Annotated in this window: 13 protein-coding genes and 1 tRNA gene; 7 read left to right on the forward strand and 7 right to left on the reverse strand. The window is 68.8% G+C overall.

Annotated elements, in window-relative coordinates; genetic code table 11:
* Positions 1-103: 103 nt before the first annotated feature.
* Positions 104-1,450: an AmmeMemoRadiSam system protein B gene (amrB, locus tag ABFK29_RS04740; protein WP_050772336.1), complete on the forward strand. Its 1,347-nt coding sequence runs from the start codon at positions 104-106 to the stop codon at positions 1,448-1,450.
* 9 nt (positions 1,451-1,459) lie between these two features.
* On the opposite strand, the gene ABFK29_RS04745 is transcribed toward amrB, so the two are convergent.
* The 3 genes from ABFK29_RS04745 to ABFK29_RS04755 form a co-directional block, all read right to left on the reverse strand.
* Positions 1,460-3,670 (reverse strand): DEAD/DEAH box helicase, encoded by a 2,211-nt coding sequence (locus tag ABFK29_RS04745; protein ID WP_005855169.1) that lies wholly within the window; start codon positions 3,668-3,670, stop codon positions 1,460-1,462.
* A gap of 169 nt (positions 3,671-3,839) precedes the next feature.
* Positions 3,840-3,915, reverse strand: a tRNA-Ala gene (locus tag ABFK29_RS04750).
* Positions 3,916-4,116: 201 nt separating this feature from the next.
* Positions 4,117-4,437 (reverse strand): TIGR02300 family protein, encoded by a 321-nt coding sequence (locus ABFK29_RS04755; protein WP_040604123.1) that lies wholly within the window; start codon positions 4,435-4,437, stop codon positions 4,117-4,119.
* A gap of 105 nt (positions 4,438-4,542) precedes the next feature.
* On the opposite strand from ABFK29_RS04755, the gene ABFK29_RS04760 reads away from it, so the two are divergent.
* The 4 genes from ABFK29_RS04760 to ABFK29_RS04775 all read left to right on the forward strand — a co-directional run bounded on the left by ABFK29_RS04760 (position 4,543) and on the right by ABFK29_RS04775 (position 7,784).
* A complete protein-coding gene (locus ABFK29_RS04760) occupies positions 4,543-5,232 on the forward strand; it encodes a M48 family metallopeptidase (RefSeq protein ID WP_005855174.1) in 690 nt (229 codons plus the stop codon).
* A gap of 114 nt (positions 5,233-5,346) precedes the next feature.
* The gene (locus tag ABFK29_RS04765) at positions 5,347-5,943 is read left to right on the forward strand and encodes a hypothetical protein (protein ID WP_005855176.1); all 597 of its coding nucleotides are present in this window, start codon (positions 5,347-5,349) and stop codon (positions 5,941-5,943) included.
* 374 nt (positions 5,944-6,317) lie between these two features.
* Positions 6,318-6,974 (forward strand): GntR family transcriptional regulator, encoded by a 657-nt coding sequence (locus ABFK29_RS04770; RefSeq protein ID WP_005855178.1) that lies wholly within the window; start codon positions 6,318-6,320, stop codon positions 6,972-6,974.
* Between the two features lie 237 nt (positions 6,975-7,211).
* Complete coding sequence (locus ABFK29_RS04775; RefSeq protein ID WP_005855179.1) at positions 7,212-7,784, forward strand: hypothetical protein; 573 nt, start codon at positions 7,212-7,214, stop codon at positions 7,782-7,784.
* Between the two features lie 13 nt (positions 7,785-7,797).
* On the opposite strand, the gene ABFK29_RS04780 is transcribed toward ABFK29_RS04775, so the two are convergent.
* The 3 genes from ABFK29_RS04780 to ABFK29_RS04790 form a co-directional block, all read right to left on the reverse strand.
* Positions 7,798-8,205: a thioredoxin family protein gene (locus ABFK29_RS04780; protein WP_005855181.1), complete on the reverse strand. Its 408-nt coding sequence runs from the start codon at positions 8,203-8,205 to the stop codon at positions 7,798-7,800.
* A gap of 35 nt (positions 8,206-8,240) precedes the next feature.
* Positions 8,241-8,954, reverse strand: coding sequence for a cytochrome c biogenesis CcdA family protein (locus ABFK29_RS04785; protein WP_005855183.1), 714 nt, complete (start codon positions 8,952-8,954; stop codon positions 8,241-8,243).
* 446 nt (positions 8,955-9,400) lie between these two features.
* A complete protein-coding gene (locus ABFK29_RS04790) occupies positions 9,401-10,363 on the reverse strand; it encodes an acetyl-CoA carboxylase carboxyltransferase subunit alpha (RefSeq protein ID WP_005855186.1) in 963 nt (320 codons plus the stop codon).
* Positions 10,364-10,472: 109 nt separating this feature from the next.
* On the opposite strand from ABFK29_RS04790, the gene ABFK29_RS04795 reads away from it, so the two are divergent.
* Positions 10,473-10,901, forward strand: a complete 429-nt coding sequence (locus tag ABFK29_RS04795; RefSeq protein ID WP_050772337.1) for a helix-turn-helix domain-containing protein — start codon at positions 10,473-10,475, stop codon at positions 10,899-10,901.
* Here ABFK29_RS04795 and ABFK29_RS04800 read toward each other — a convergent pair.
* Positions 10,840-11,436, reverse strand: a complete 597-nt coding sequence (locus ABFK29_RS04800; protein WP_040604125.1) for a LysE family translocator — start codon at positions 11,434-11,436, stop codon at positions 10,840-10,842. The two genes, ABFK29_RS04795 and ABFK29_RS04800, sit on opposite strands and share 62 nt — an antisense overlap.
* 99 nt (positions 11,437-11,535) lie before the next feature.
* Here ABFK29_RS04800 and ABFK29_RS04805 point away from each other — a divergent pair, with 99 nt between their 5' ends.
* The gene (locus ABFK29_RS04805; protein WP_005855192.1) at positions 11,536-11,988 is read left to right on the forward strand and encodes an Lrp/AsnC family transcriptional regulator; all 453 of its coding nucleotides are present in this window, start codon (positions 11,536-11,538) and stop codon (positions 11,986-11,988) included.
* The last annotated feature ends 12 nt before the right edge of the window (positions 11,989-12,000 follow it).

Here is a 12,000-nt window from a genome sequence, read left to right on the forward strand (position 1 = left end):
ACCGAACTCTCGGTTGTTTCCGTCGCAGGATGGTCTCGTGAAAGGCGCTTGGTTTCCTGTGCCCGACGCGAGACAATGATCGGGCAACGGAAGGCAGGTGACGATGACCAGCACACGACAGCCCGCCGTCGCGGGGCGATTCTACCCGGGCCAGCCCGGCGCGCTGGCGGCCGAGGTGGCGGCGCTGCTGGACGGCGCGCCCACTGCCCCCGAACCGCCCGTTGCCGTGATCTCGCCCCACGCGGGCTACCGCTTCTCGGGGCGTCTGACCGCGCGGGCGCTGGCCACGACCCGGGAGGCCGCGCCCAAGTCCATCGCCGTGTTGTCACCCTCGCACCGGCACGCCTTCGACGGCATCGCCGCGCCGTCGCAGGACGCCTTCGCCCTGCCCACGGGGACGCAGCGCATCGACATCGCCACGCGTGCCGCGATGGTCGCCGCCGGTTTGATCCATGTGGAGGACGCCGCCCACGATCAGGAGCACGGTGTCGAGGTGCAGCTTCCCGTCCTCCACGCTCTGCATCCCGATGTGCCCGTCCTGCCGCTGGTGATCGGGCGGACTGGCAACGATCGGGTGGCGGCGCTGGTGGATGCGCTGCCCGAGGGCACGCTGATTGTCCTTTCTTCCGACCTCAGCCACTTTCTGACCCGCGATGACGCGCGGGCGAAGGACGCCCGCACCGCCGAACGGCTGGAAACCGGTGCCGCCCCCGACCTGCACCCAGAAGAAGCCTGCGGCGCACGCGCCATCGCCGGTTTCTTCGCCTCGCGACTGGCCGAGGGCACGCGGCTGACCCGTCTGGCCATGGCGAACTCGGGCGAGGTGACGGGGGACGAGAGCCGCACCGTGGGCTACGGCGCCTGGGCGATCACGGCGGGGCAGGCGGCCTGCCTGGACAAGGACCTGCGCAGCCGACTTCTCCGCGCAGCGCGCGAGGCGCTGGCCTCCAGCCTCCGCCGGGGCACACCGCCGGTCATCGACACGGCCAGCTTCCCGGCGCCGCTGCAGACCTTTGGGGCGAGTTTCGTGACGCTGGAACAGAAGGGGCAGTTGCGCGGCTGCATGGGCAGTCTCAGGGCACATCGCCCCCTGGTCGAAGACGTGACCGTCAACATCCAGAAATCCGCTTTCGAGGACCCGCGCTTTCGCCGGCTGAAGGAACGGGAGCTGAAGCGGACCGCGATCAAGATCGCCATCCTGTCACCGGCGCGGCGGGTGAGCTTCGCGAACCTGCAGGATCTCCTGTCGCAACTGGTGCCGGGGCGCGACGGTCTGATCCTGCGCGATGCGGACCGCGCAGGGACCTTTTTGCCGATGGTCTGGGAAAAGCTGCCCGACCCCCGCGCCTTCGTCGAGGCGCTGATGGTCAAGGCCGGGCTGCCCGGGGATCACTGGAGCGATACGCTGACCGTCGACCGGTTCCACGCGGAAACCTTTGCCGAAGCGTGACGCGCGCGCTCAGCCCTTGCGGCGCGGCGGTTCCGTCCCGCCGACGCGCGGCTTGCCGCCGGTCTTGCCCTTGAACTTCGACGGACCCTTGGCGCCATCCTTCGATGCGGTCTTGAACGACCCCTTGCCCGGACCTTTCGCAGGCCCCTTGCCGGGGCCCTTCGCCGGTCCGCGAGACATGCGCTGCGACGGGTCGGAGGCATTGCTGCGGTAGGCGGGCTTGGCCGGTGCGCCATCGCCGTCCCTGGACGCGCGCGGCTTGTAGGGCTTCTTCGGGCCGTCCCGGTCGGAGCGTTCGCGGTTCGGTTTGCCGTATGGTTTGCCCTCGGTGCGCTGGGTGAACTTGCCCGCCGGCTTGCCTTCGGATCTGCCTTCCGGACGTGCGGCGAGCTTCTTCGGGCGCGGCGCGTCGGCGGCCGGGGCGGCAGACGCTTCGGCGCGCGGCGCGGCGTCGCTCACCGGAGCGGATGCCTGTGCGGCGGCTGGCGCGGGGCGCTCGGTCCGCTCCGAACGCTGCGGGCGATCTTCACGAGGCGGGCGCGGCTTGCGCTCCGACCGGTCGTCCCGATCGTCGCTCCGCCCGCGATGCGGCTTCGGTCCCTTGCGGAACCCGTCGTCGCGGCGCGGGCCAGAGGGGCGGCGGGAGAATTCCGGCTCGCCGTCCACGGCGCGGGCCGTGATGTTGTCGGCCAGCATCCCGTCGGCTCCAAGCGCGCCCTCGAAGGTCGCGGCCCGGGGTGCGGCGATCTCGACATATGTCTCCGTGTCCTGAACCCGGATCGCGCCGATCGCGTCCTTTTCGAGGTCCGTGGCGCGCAGGATCAGTGGCAGGAGCCAGCGCGCTTCCGCTCGGTCGTTGCGGCCCACCGACAGCGCGAACCAGCGGCTCGGGCCGAAGCCCTTGGTGTCGCGGCGCGCGGGCGCGTCGGGGCTTTGCAGGTCTTCCGGCGCGGAATGGCGCGACAGGTGCATGCGGACCAGCGCGGCGGCCACTGCCTCCGGCCCGTGCGCCTCAAGCAGGCGGGCGGCGAACTCGGCCTGGTCCTCCGGCACGCCCATCTGCCACGACGGATCGGTCAGCAGCTTTTCCTCGTCGCGCGCGCTGATGTCCTCGGCCGAAGGCGGCACGGCCCACTCCGCCGTGATCTTCGCCCATTTCAGCAGGCGCTCGGCCTTCTTCACCGACTTGGGCGGCACGATCAGGGCCGAGATACCCTTCTTCCCCGCGCGCCCGGTCCGCCCAGAGCGGTGCAGCAGGCTTTCGGTGTTGGTCGGCAGGTCGGCATGAATGACCAGCGACAGGTTCGGCAGGTCGATGCCCCGCGCAGCAACGTCGGTCGCGACGCAGACCCGCGCCCGCCCGTCGCGCATCGCCTGCAGCGCGTGTGTGCGTTCCTGCTGGCTGAGCTCGCCGGACAGCGAGACCACCGACAGGCCGCGGTTGTGCAGACGCGCCGTCAGGTGGTTCACCTGCGCGCGGGTGTTGGCGAAGACGATCGCGCTTTCGTCGTCGTGAAACCGCAGCAGGTTGAAGATCGCGTGATCCGAATCCGCCTGCGCCACGCGCAGCGCCTTGTAGGCGATGTCGGCGTGCTGCTGGGCCTTGTTGATGGTGTTGATCCGGAAGGCGTCCTTCTGGAACTCCTCCGCGATCCGGCCGATAACCGGCGACACGGTGGCCGAGAACAGCAGTGTGCGCCGCTCGGCGGGGGCGGTCTGAAGGATGAACTCCAGATCTTCGCGGAAGCCCAGGTCCAGCATCTCGTCGGCCTCGTCCAGCACCACCGCGCGCACGTCGCTCAGATCCAGCGCGCCGCGCCGGATGTGGTCGCAGAGCCGCCCGGGCGTGCCCACGACGATATGCGTGCCGCGTTCGAGAAAGCGCCGCTCCTGCCGGACATCCATGCCGCCGACGCAGGAATTCACCATCGCGCCGGTCTTTTCGTACAGCCAGCGCAGCTCCTGCATCACCTGGAAGGCCAGTTCGCGCGTGGGGGCCACGACCAGCGCCAGCGGTGTGCCGGCGGGTCCGAAGGCCTGTTCCTCGCCCAGAAGCGTCGGCGCGATGGCAAGGCCGAAGCCCACCGTCTTGCCCGATCCGGTCTGCGCCGACACCAGCAGGTCGCGCCCGAAGGCCTCCGGTGCGGTCACGGCCTCCTGCACGGGGGTAAGGGTGGCGTAACCGCGTTCGGTCAGCGCGTCGGTCAGGGCAGGAATCATGCGGAGCGGCTCCGGAAAAGGGCGCCCGGGTCCGGACGCGGAAGGGTCGGCATCTGGCAGGATGCGGGATAAGTCTGCCGGAATGCCGGCTGCAAACACGTCAAAACGACAGGGCGGACCCTGTCCCGGTGCCTGCCCGGGCGGTCGACCTGTCGCGTTATAGGAAGAATGGTGGAGCCTAGGGGGATCGAACCCCTGACCTCTACAATGCCATTGTAGCGCTCTCCCAGCTGAGCTAAGGCCCCATCTTCTGGTCTTCTCCGGCGGGCCGTTCGGCCTGTCGAAGTGTCGTCCCTGGGCGGCGCATCCGCGCCGTGCGGGGGTGATTACGAGAAGCCGCCAGCGGGATCAAGCGGAAAATGCACCCCGCGTCGCGGCTTTTGTTGTGGCCCGTCTTGCGGCGGGCAGGCAGCCCCTCCCCATCGGGAAGAGGCCAAAGCGTGCGATCAGGAATCGTCGTCCTCGTTGGACACGTCCGTGATGTCGTCGAGCGAGACGTTGTCGTCGTCCTCGTCTTCCAGAACATCGTCGTCGTCCAGATCGACTTCGACATCGTCGTCGTCCAGCAGATCGACGTCTTCCGAGTCTTTCTTCTTCGCCTTCGAGGCCTGATCCTCGGCATCCGCCGCGATCATGCTGCGCTTGCCGGTGTCGATGTTCACGACCTCACCGGTGTACGGGCTGACGATCGGGTTGCGGTTCAGGTCGTAAAAGCGCTTGCCGGTGGTCGGGCAGACGCGCTTCGTGCCCCATTCTTCCTTCGGCATGGGTATTCCCCTCTTGATGCTGGGCCCTTGCGCGGCCCCGTCGACAATCTGCGCCCCCTGCCATATGACCGGTTCGATGTCAAAGCTTTTGGGGGAAGGCGTCATATGGGGCAGATCCGCCTGACTGGCAACCCCGAGATTGCGGTCACCGTACGCCGGTCCGCCCGTGCACGCCGGCTGAGCCTGCGGATCTCGCAGCTCGACGGGCGCGTGACGCTGACCCTGCCGCGCGCCGTGCCGGAGGCGGAGGGCCGTGCCTTCCTGCGGTCCAAGGAAGCCTGGCTGCGGCGCCACCTCGAAAACCAGGGCGCGCCGGTGCCCGTTGGCCTTGGCACGCGCATCCCGCTGGAGGGCGCACTGCACGAGATCGTCGCGGGCACGGGGCGCTCGGTCACCCGGGGCGACGGCGTGCTTTGCGTGCCGGGCGATCCCGACCGGGCGGCGGCGCGGCTCCAGGGCTATCTCAGGACGCTGGCCCGCGACCGGCTGGCGGCGGCGTCGGATGTCTACAGTGCGAAACTGGGCAAGCCCTACACCCGGCTGACCCTGCGCGACACGCGGTCGCGCTGGGGGTCGTGCACGTCGGACGGCGGGCTGATGTATTCGTGGCGGCTGATCCTCGGCCACCCGGAGGTGCTGGACTACGTTGCCGCCCACGAGGTCGCGCACCTGCGGCACATGAATCACTCCGACCGCTTCTGGGCAGAGGTCGAGCGCCTCTACGGCGACTGGCGGGCGCCGCGCAAATGGCTGCGCGATCACGGCAACGAGCTGCACCGCTACCGGTTCGACTGACCTCTGACAGACCCGACAGGCGCCGTCCCGTCAAGACAGGTATCCCTGCCTGTGACGGTGCGCTGCGCGTCCCCACATCTTCAGGTAGTAAAGTCACACCCGAAGGAGGGTCCGATGACGACGCTTCACTCCCGCGCGGGCGCGATCCCGCTCGAAGGCCTGCCGATCACCCCGGAACAGCAGGAACGCCTGTCCCACACGTTGCGCTGCGTCCCCGCGGATCATCTGCGCAGCCTGCAACGCATCGTGATCCGCGACCGGCAGGTGCGCGACTCCCGATCCGGCGAGATGCGCGAATACGCCGGCGGGTCGACCAACGCGACGCAGCGCGGCTGGAGGGACCTGTCGCCGCACAGTCGCCGCTTCTGGATCATGATCGACATCGACAGTTTCGACCCGCGCCAGCGGCCGATCAACAACCGTCCCAGCGGCAAGCATTACACGCTGCTGCACGAACTGGGGCACCTCGTCGACTGGAGCTATGGCGCGCTGAGCTGGATCATGCGCAACGACGCGGAGGGTTTTCGCCTGCTGGCCCGCCAGCCGCACAACGGCATCACCGGCGGCACGCAGGAAAGGTTCGCCGACGCCTACGCCGACCTGTACTTCCACCCGCCCGAGCGGACGCGGGACGACCCGCGCATCCGGTGTATCCTGCAAAGCCCGCCCTTCCGCACCGCCTGGACGCCGCACACCGGGATCGCTGTTTGAGCGCCCACGACTGCACGCTCTCATCGCAGTGGCAAAAGGAAATGGAAAAGGGGGACCCGGAAGTCCCCCTTCCCCTGCCATGCCTGGGCATGGTCTGGTTTGGGGCTCTTCACGTGCCCAGGCACATGACAGCCGGAGGGTGCCGCAGGTGTGTCTTGATTTGGCACCCGACCCGAACGAAGAACGCGCCCCAAGACGTTCTCCGATCCCTGCCGGACCATTTCCGGCCCGGCGTTTGACTCTATTCACGAACGCATGGGCGAAGTTGTTTCAGGAATTTCATCTTGACGTTGCGTAATGTCCGAATGGCCCGGTTCAGGTGCCGCATGGCGAGAACCGATTGACCTGCCGCCTGTTTGTGATCACATGGCCGCATGCAAACCGTTCCACTGAAGACCGAGATCACCGCCTCTGCCCACGACCGCGTCTATCGCGGGCTGAGGACGCGGATCATGCACGGCCAGATCGGGCCGGGGCAGGCGCTGACCCTGCGCGGCATCGGCAAGGAATTCGACGTGTCGATGACGCCCGCCCGCGAAGCGGTGAACCGGCTGGTGGCCGAAGGCGCGCTGTCGATGTCGAACTCGGGCCGGGTGGCGACGCCGGAACTGTCGAACGAACGGATCGAGGAACTGGCCGCGCTGCGCGCCCTGCTGGAGGTCGAACTGGCATCGCGCGCGCTGCCCCGCGCCCACATGGCGCTGATCGACCGGTTGCAGACCATCAACGCCACCATCGGCGATGCGGTGTCGAACCGTGATGCGGTGGCCTACATCCGCACGAACCTGGAATTCCACCGCGCGCTCTACCTGCGGGCGCAGGCTCCGGCGATGCTGGCGATGTGCGAAACGGTCTGGCTGCAACTCGGGCCGACGATGCGGGCGCTCTACAGCCGCCTGCGCCGCACCGATCCGCCGCAGTACCACCGGCTCATCATCGCCGCGCTGAAGGCCGGGGACGAGCCGGGCCTGAGACTGGCGGTGCGCACCGACGTGACGCAGGGCCTGCGGATGATCGCCGACCGGATCTGACAAACCGCATCCGACCGACCGCATCCGAGGGCCACGCGGCCCGAAGGCCCGCGCCACGCCACATTCTTCCGGCCCCGGCGCTCAAGCGCATGTAAGGCGGCAGGCGGCCCGCAGGCCCGCCCTACCCACCGTCCCGCCAGTGTTCCCCGGCGCCCACCGCGTCAACACGCCCGCTTGCGGAGAAGGGCAGGGCCGCGCATATCCGAAGACCGCGCCGCCCCTCTGAAAGAAGCCGCCATGCCGTCAGATCCGTCCGCCACGCCGCCGCGCCGGCAGGTGCTGGTCAAGTTCCTGCTCCTGCTCGGGCTGCTCGCCGGTTACTTCGCCTACCTCTGGGTGCGGTTCGACGCGGCCACCGGTGCGGTCACGGCGGGGCTGACCTGGGCCTTCTTCGTGCTCTGCACGCCCATCGCCGACGCGGGCTTTCTGCTGGATTTCCCGCTGCGGGTGTTGTTCGGCATCCGCATGGTGATCTCCGAACTGGCGGTCTGGGCATTGGCGGGCAGCATCGTGGGCACAACCCTTCTGCTGGGCCCGGCCTATTTCGACACGACCGTGCTGACCCGTCTGTTCCATCAGATCCTCACGCACCCCTGGCCCTACTGGGGCGTTGTCGGACTGTCCGCCGCCGGGACCTTCCTGTCGGTGCGAATCGGGGACGAGCTGATGGACGTGATCCACCACCGCGACCGGGCTTTCTTCCACTCTCACGCCTTCAAGCGGGAGCTGATCCAGATCGCCGCCTTCGCGGCGGTGGTCGTCGCGTATTACGAACTGATCGCCTCCCTCGGGCTGGAAAGCGTGCTGTAGCGCGGCCTGCGGATCAGGACGTCGCGGCCCCGAGCGCGGTGTCCATCAGCGCCTTGATCTCGGCCTTGCCGGTCTGTGCGACGAGGCGGCCCAGCTCCTGATCGCCCTTCAGCACGACGAGGGTGGAACGGCGCGGGATGTTCAGCATGCGCGACAGCTCCCCTTTGCCATGGGTGTCCCAGTCGACGTCGATGAAGGTGATGTTCTGCTCGTAGGCGGGGTTTTCCTGCTTGAGCGCGGACAGCACGCGCTCCTGGGCGGCGCAGGTCGAACACCAGCTTGCCCGGAAGTCGAGGAAGAGGGTCTCTCCGGCGGCGAGCCGCTGGCTGGTGAGGCCGGGCGTGTATTCCAGCGCGGCACGGGCGGCGAAGGGCAGGACAAGCGCGCCCGCGGTCAGGGTCAGGAAGCTGCGGCGGTGCATGGGAAACTCCTTTGGCAAGGGAAGGGGACAACGGGTCAGAGCGAAACGGAGAGGTCGATCAGCCAGGCTGGCAGGATGCCGATCAGCCAGGCCTCGACCATATGGTGGAGGTTGAACAGGAGCGCCAGCCCGGTGGCGGCAAAGACCACGCCCAGCACGGGCCGGGCCGCGACCGCCAGCCGCCGGAGCGTGGCGCCGTGCCGTCCGATGGCGCCGCGCGTGCCGTAGGCCAGCCCGAGGATCAGGGTCGAGACGCCCATGGCGAAGGCCGCCATGATCGCCGTCACCCGCAGAAGGCTTTCGCCCTGCGAGGCAAGTGCTATGGCGCCGCCGAGCGTGGGGCCGATGCAGGGGCTCCAGACCGCGCCGAGCAGCAGCCCGCCGAGGAACTGCCCCCGCAGCCCGGTGCGGTCGACGCTGTCCATGCGCGTGTCGGCGCGCGCCGCCATGCCAGCCGTCGCCCCGGCCAGCACCGCGCCGGCGCGCGGCACCAGAAGCGCCAGCCCGAAGGCCACCATCAGCACCGCCCCGGCCCTTGAGATGGTCTCGGCGTCGAGTCCGGCGAGATGCCCGAAAGCCGTAACCGAGACGCCGAGGACCACGAAGGACAGCGACATCCCCGCCGCCATCGCCAGGGGCCCGCGCGGGCTGGCCTGCAGCGCGCCCGCGAGCACGATGGGCAGCACCGGCACCACGCAGGGGTTGATGAGGGTCAGAAGCCCCGCGCCATATGCGAACAGCAATTCCATGCCGCGATATGAGCGCAGCCGGATGTGCCTGTCACTCGACAATCGCCTGACGCCGGGTCACGTCCGCGCCAGCGAATGTTTCAGGGGTTGTGTCAGGGCCCGACCGCCGGCGCCTGTGGACGGGGCAGGAGCGAGGGGCCGGCCCCTCGCGCTCCCCGGAGTATTTTCGAAGCAAAGAAGCCGGGAGGTCGGGGCAGGGGCCTTTCGGCGTGGGGGCATGGAGAGGACGGCAGTCGCGATAGGCCGATGGCGCCAGCGATGCAGGTGGCGCCTGGGAAGACTGGATATGCGAAGACTGGGCCTGGGAAGACTGGGCTTGGGAGGACCGGATATGGGAACGCTGGGCCTGGGGAACATAGGGCCGGGGACGGTGGTGCGACTGGACCGGCTGGCCGTTAAGGGGGCGGCCAGCCGCCTTTGCGCACTGCGGCGGAACGGGGGGCCGCTCAGGCGGCCAGTCCCTTGGCCCCCATGTTCAGGAACTTGGCCCGGCGGGCCTGCACCAGTTCGCCGCGTTTCGTGCCGCCGAGCTCCTTCAGCATCGTCGCGATGGCTTCGCCGACCGAGGAGAGTACCGCCGCGCGGTCGCGGTGCGCGCCGCCTTTCGGTTCGCGGATGATCCGGTCGCAGACACCGAGCTGGTAGAGATCCTGCGCCGTCAGTCGCAGCGCCTCCGCGGCCTCGCGCATCTTTTCGGCATCCTTCCACAGGATCGACGCGCAGCCTTCGGGCGAGATCACCGAGTAGACCGAATGCTCCAGCATCGCGACGCGGTTCGCCGTGGCGAAGGCCACCGCCCCGCCCGAGCCGCCTTCGCCGATGATCACCGTCACCAGCGGCACGCCGATCTTCAGGCATTTTTCGGTCGACCGGGCGATCGCCTCGGACTGGCCGCGTTCCTCGGCGCCCTTGCCGGGGTAGGCGCCGGGCGTGTCGATCAGCGTCACCACCGGCAGCCCGAAGCGGTCCGCCATGTCCATCAGGCGCACCGCCTTGCGGTAGCCCTCGGGCCGGGCCATGCCGAAGTTGCGGTCGATCCGGGACGAGGTGTCGTGGCCCTTCTCGTGGCCGATCACCATCACCGGTTCGTCGTTGAACCGCGCGAGCCCGCCCATCACCGCGTGGTCGTCGGCAAAGTTCCGGTCGCCGGCCAGCGGCGTGTATTCGGTGAACAGCGCCTCGATGTAGTCCTTGCAATGCGGGCGCTCCGGGTGCCGCGCGACCTGGCACTTCCGCCAGGGCGTCAGCTTGGCGTAGAGGTCCTTGAGCAGCGCGTCGGCCTTCTTGTCGAGCGCCTTCGCCTCGGCCTCCACGTCCATGCCGGGGTTCTCGCGCGCCATCGCGCGCAGTTCTTCCGCCTTGCCTTCGATCTCCGCCAGCGGCTTCTCGAAATCGAGGTAGTTGGCCATGCGGTGTCCTCCATGATGCTGGGCGCTATATGGCGATTGCGCAGCCGGAACGCAACAAAGCAAGATTTGTCGCCCCCGTCGGTGCACGATGGCCCGGAAAGGAGCGCCCATGTCCGCCACGCCGCCCGCCACGTCCTGCGAATCCCGCCTGCGCCGGGCGATCCGGCACATCGTCGACCGTCCCGGCGGGGACCTCTCGCTCGATGCCCTGTGCGGGGTGGCGGGAATGTCGCGTGTCCACGTCGCGCACGTGTTTCACGCCATGACCGGAGAAACCGCGGCACGGGCGGTGCGCCGGTTGCGGCTGCACCGCGCCGCCTTCGGCCCGACGCACGGCCCCGCCCCCGTGGACCGGATCGCCGCGCACAGCGGTTACGACAACGTGGACAGCTCCGTGCGGGCGTTCAAGGCGCTCTACGGCATCTCGCCGGCCGCCTTCCGGCAGGCCGGGCGCAGCGCGCCAGTCGCGGGGATGGCTATCCGCCGAACAGCACGGGCACCATGGCGGCGACAAGCAGCGCCGCCATCGTCCGGTTGAACCAGCGCAGGCGCACCGGGTTGGCCAGCCAGCGGCGGATACCGGTGCCGAAGCTGGTCCAGACGATGCCCGATACCGTGCCGAGCGCCAGGAAGACGGATGCGACGAACAGCACCCCGGCCACGTCCCGGCCCGGCGCGTACAGCGTGATCGCCCCCAGCGCCATGCTCCAGCCCTTCGGGTTGACCCACTGGAAGGCCGCCGCCTGCGCGAAGGTCATGGGCCGCGTCTCGGCCGCCGCTTCGCGGACCTCTCCGGCGGTGGCGATCTTCCAGGCGAGGTAGAGAAGGTAGACCACCGCCAGCGTCTTCAGCACCGCGTAGGCCGGGGGCCAGAGATCGAAGAGCCGCATCGCGCCCAGGCCCACCGGCACGATCATCAGCGGAAATCCCAGCACGACACCCGACAGGTGCGGCAAGGTCCGCCGGATGCCGAAATTGGCGCCCGACGCGACCAGCATCAGGTTGTTCGGCCCCGGCGTGAACAAGGAGGCGGCGGCAAAGCCCGCGAGGGCGGGGAAGATGTCGAAGGTCATGGGAATGCGCGTCCGGATTTCGGCTTTGACGCAACTCTGACGCATCCGTCGCGCCATGAAATTGCCATTTCCGGCGTTTTCCATGGTATTGCGCAATCCATGACCGATCTTGACCAGATTGACCGCAGGATATTGCGAGAGCTTCAGGCCGATGGCCGCATGTCCAACCTCATGTTGGCGGAGCGGGTTGGGTTGTCGCCTTCTGCCTGCCTGCGCCGGACCCAGGCGCTGGAAAAGGCGGGTGTGATCGCGGGCTATCGCGCCGTGCTCGATCCCGGCAAGACGGGGACGGGGTTCGTGGCCTACCTTTCGGTCGGGCTGAACCAGCACACCAAGGTCGCGCAGGAGGCGTTCGAGCGGGCCATGACCGCCGCCCCGGAGGTGGTCGAATGCCACAACATCACCGGCGCGGTAGAGTACCTCTTGCGGGTCGAGGTCGCCGACCTGGCCGCCTACAAGCACTTCCACACAGACATTCTGGGTGCGCTGCCGCAGGTGGACAGGCTGACCACCTACGTGGTGATGGGCTCTCCGAAGGACATGCGCGCCTGAGCGGCGGCGGCT

The sequence above is a fragment of the Sagittula stellata E-37 genome (genome assembly GCF_039724765.1).
GTDB classification, from domain to species: domain Bacteria; phylum Pseudomonadota; class Alphaproteobacteria; order Rhodobacterales; family Rhodobacteraceae; genus Sagittula; species Sagittula stellata.

Excerpts from the sequence above, each read along its gene's own strand:
- ABFK29_RS04760 (WP_005855174.1), top strand. The coding sequence starts at position 4,543 with ATGGGGCAGATCCGCCTGACTGGCAACCCCGAGATTGCGGTCACCGTA.
- ABFK29_RS04765 (WP_005855176.1), top strand. The coding sequence starts at position 5,347 with ATGACGACGCTTCACTCCCGCGCGGGCGCGATCCCGCTCGAAGGCCTG.
- ABFK29_RS04790 (WP_005855186.1), bottom strand. The coding sequence starts at position 10,363 with ATGGCCAACTACCTCGATTTCGAGAAGCCGCTGGCGGAGATCGAAGGC.
- ABFK29_RS04795 (WP_050772337.1), top strand. The coding sequence starts at position 10,473 with ATGTCCGCCACGCCGCCCGCCACGTCCTGCGAATCCCGCCTGCGCCGG.
- ABFK29_RS04775 (WP_005855179.1), top strand. The coding sequence starts at position 7,212 with ATGCCGTCAGATCCGTCCGCCACGCCGCCGCGCCGGCAGGTGCTGGTC.
- ABFK29_RS04770 (WP_005855178.1), top strand. The coding sequence starts at position 6,318 with ATGCAAACCGTTCCACTGAAGACCGAGATCACCGCCTCTGCCCACGAC.
- amrB (WP_050772336.1), top strand. The coding sequence starts at position 104 with ATGACCAGCACACGACAGCCCGCCGTCGCGGGGCGATTCTACCCGGGC.
- ABFK29_RS04800 (WP_040604125.1), bottom strand. The coding sequence starts at position 11,436 with ATGACCTTCGACATCTTCCCCGCCCTCGCGGGCTTTGCCGCCGCCTCC.
- ABFK29_RS04745 (WP_005855169.1), bottom strand. The coding sequence starts at position 3,670 with ATGATTCCTGCCCTGACCGACGCGCTGACCGAACGCGGTTACGCCACC.
- ABFK29_RS04785 (WP_005855183.1), bottom strand. The coding sequence starts at position 8,954 with ATGGAATTGCTGTTCGCATATGGCGCGGGGCTTCTGACCCTCATCAAC.
- ABFK29_RS04755 (WP_040604123.1), bottom strand. The coding sequence starts at position 4,437 with ATGCCGAAGGAAGAATGGGGCACGAAGCGCGTCTGCCCGACCACCGGC.
- ABFK29_RS04780 (WP_005855181.1), bottom strand. The coding sequence starts at position 8,205 with ATGCACCGCCGCAGCTTCCTGACCCTGACCGCGGGCGCGCTTGTCCTG.
- ABFK29_RS04805 (WP_005855192.1), top strand. The coding sequence starts at position 11,536 with ATGACCGATCTTGACCAGATTGACCGCAGGATATTGCGAGAGCTTCAG.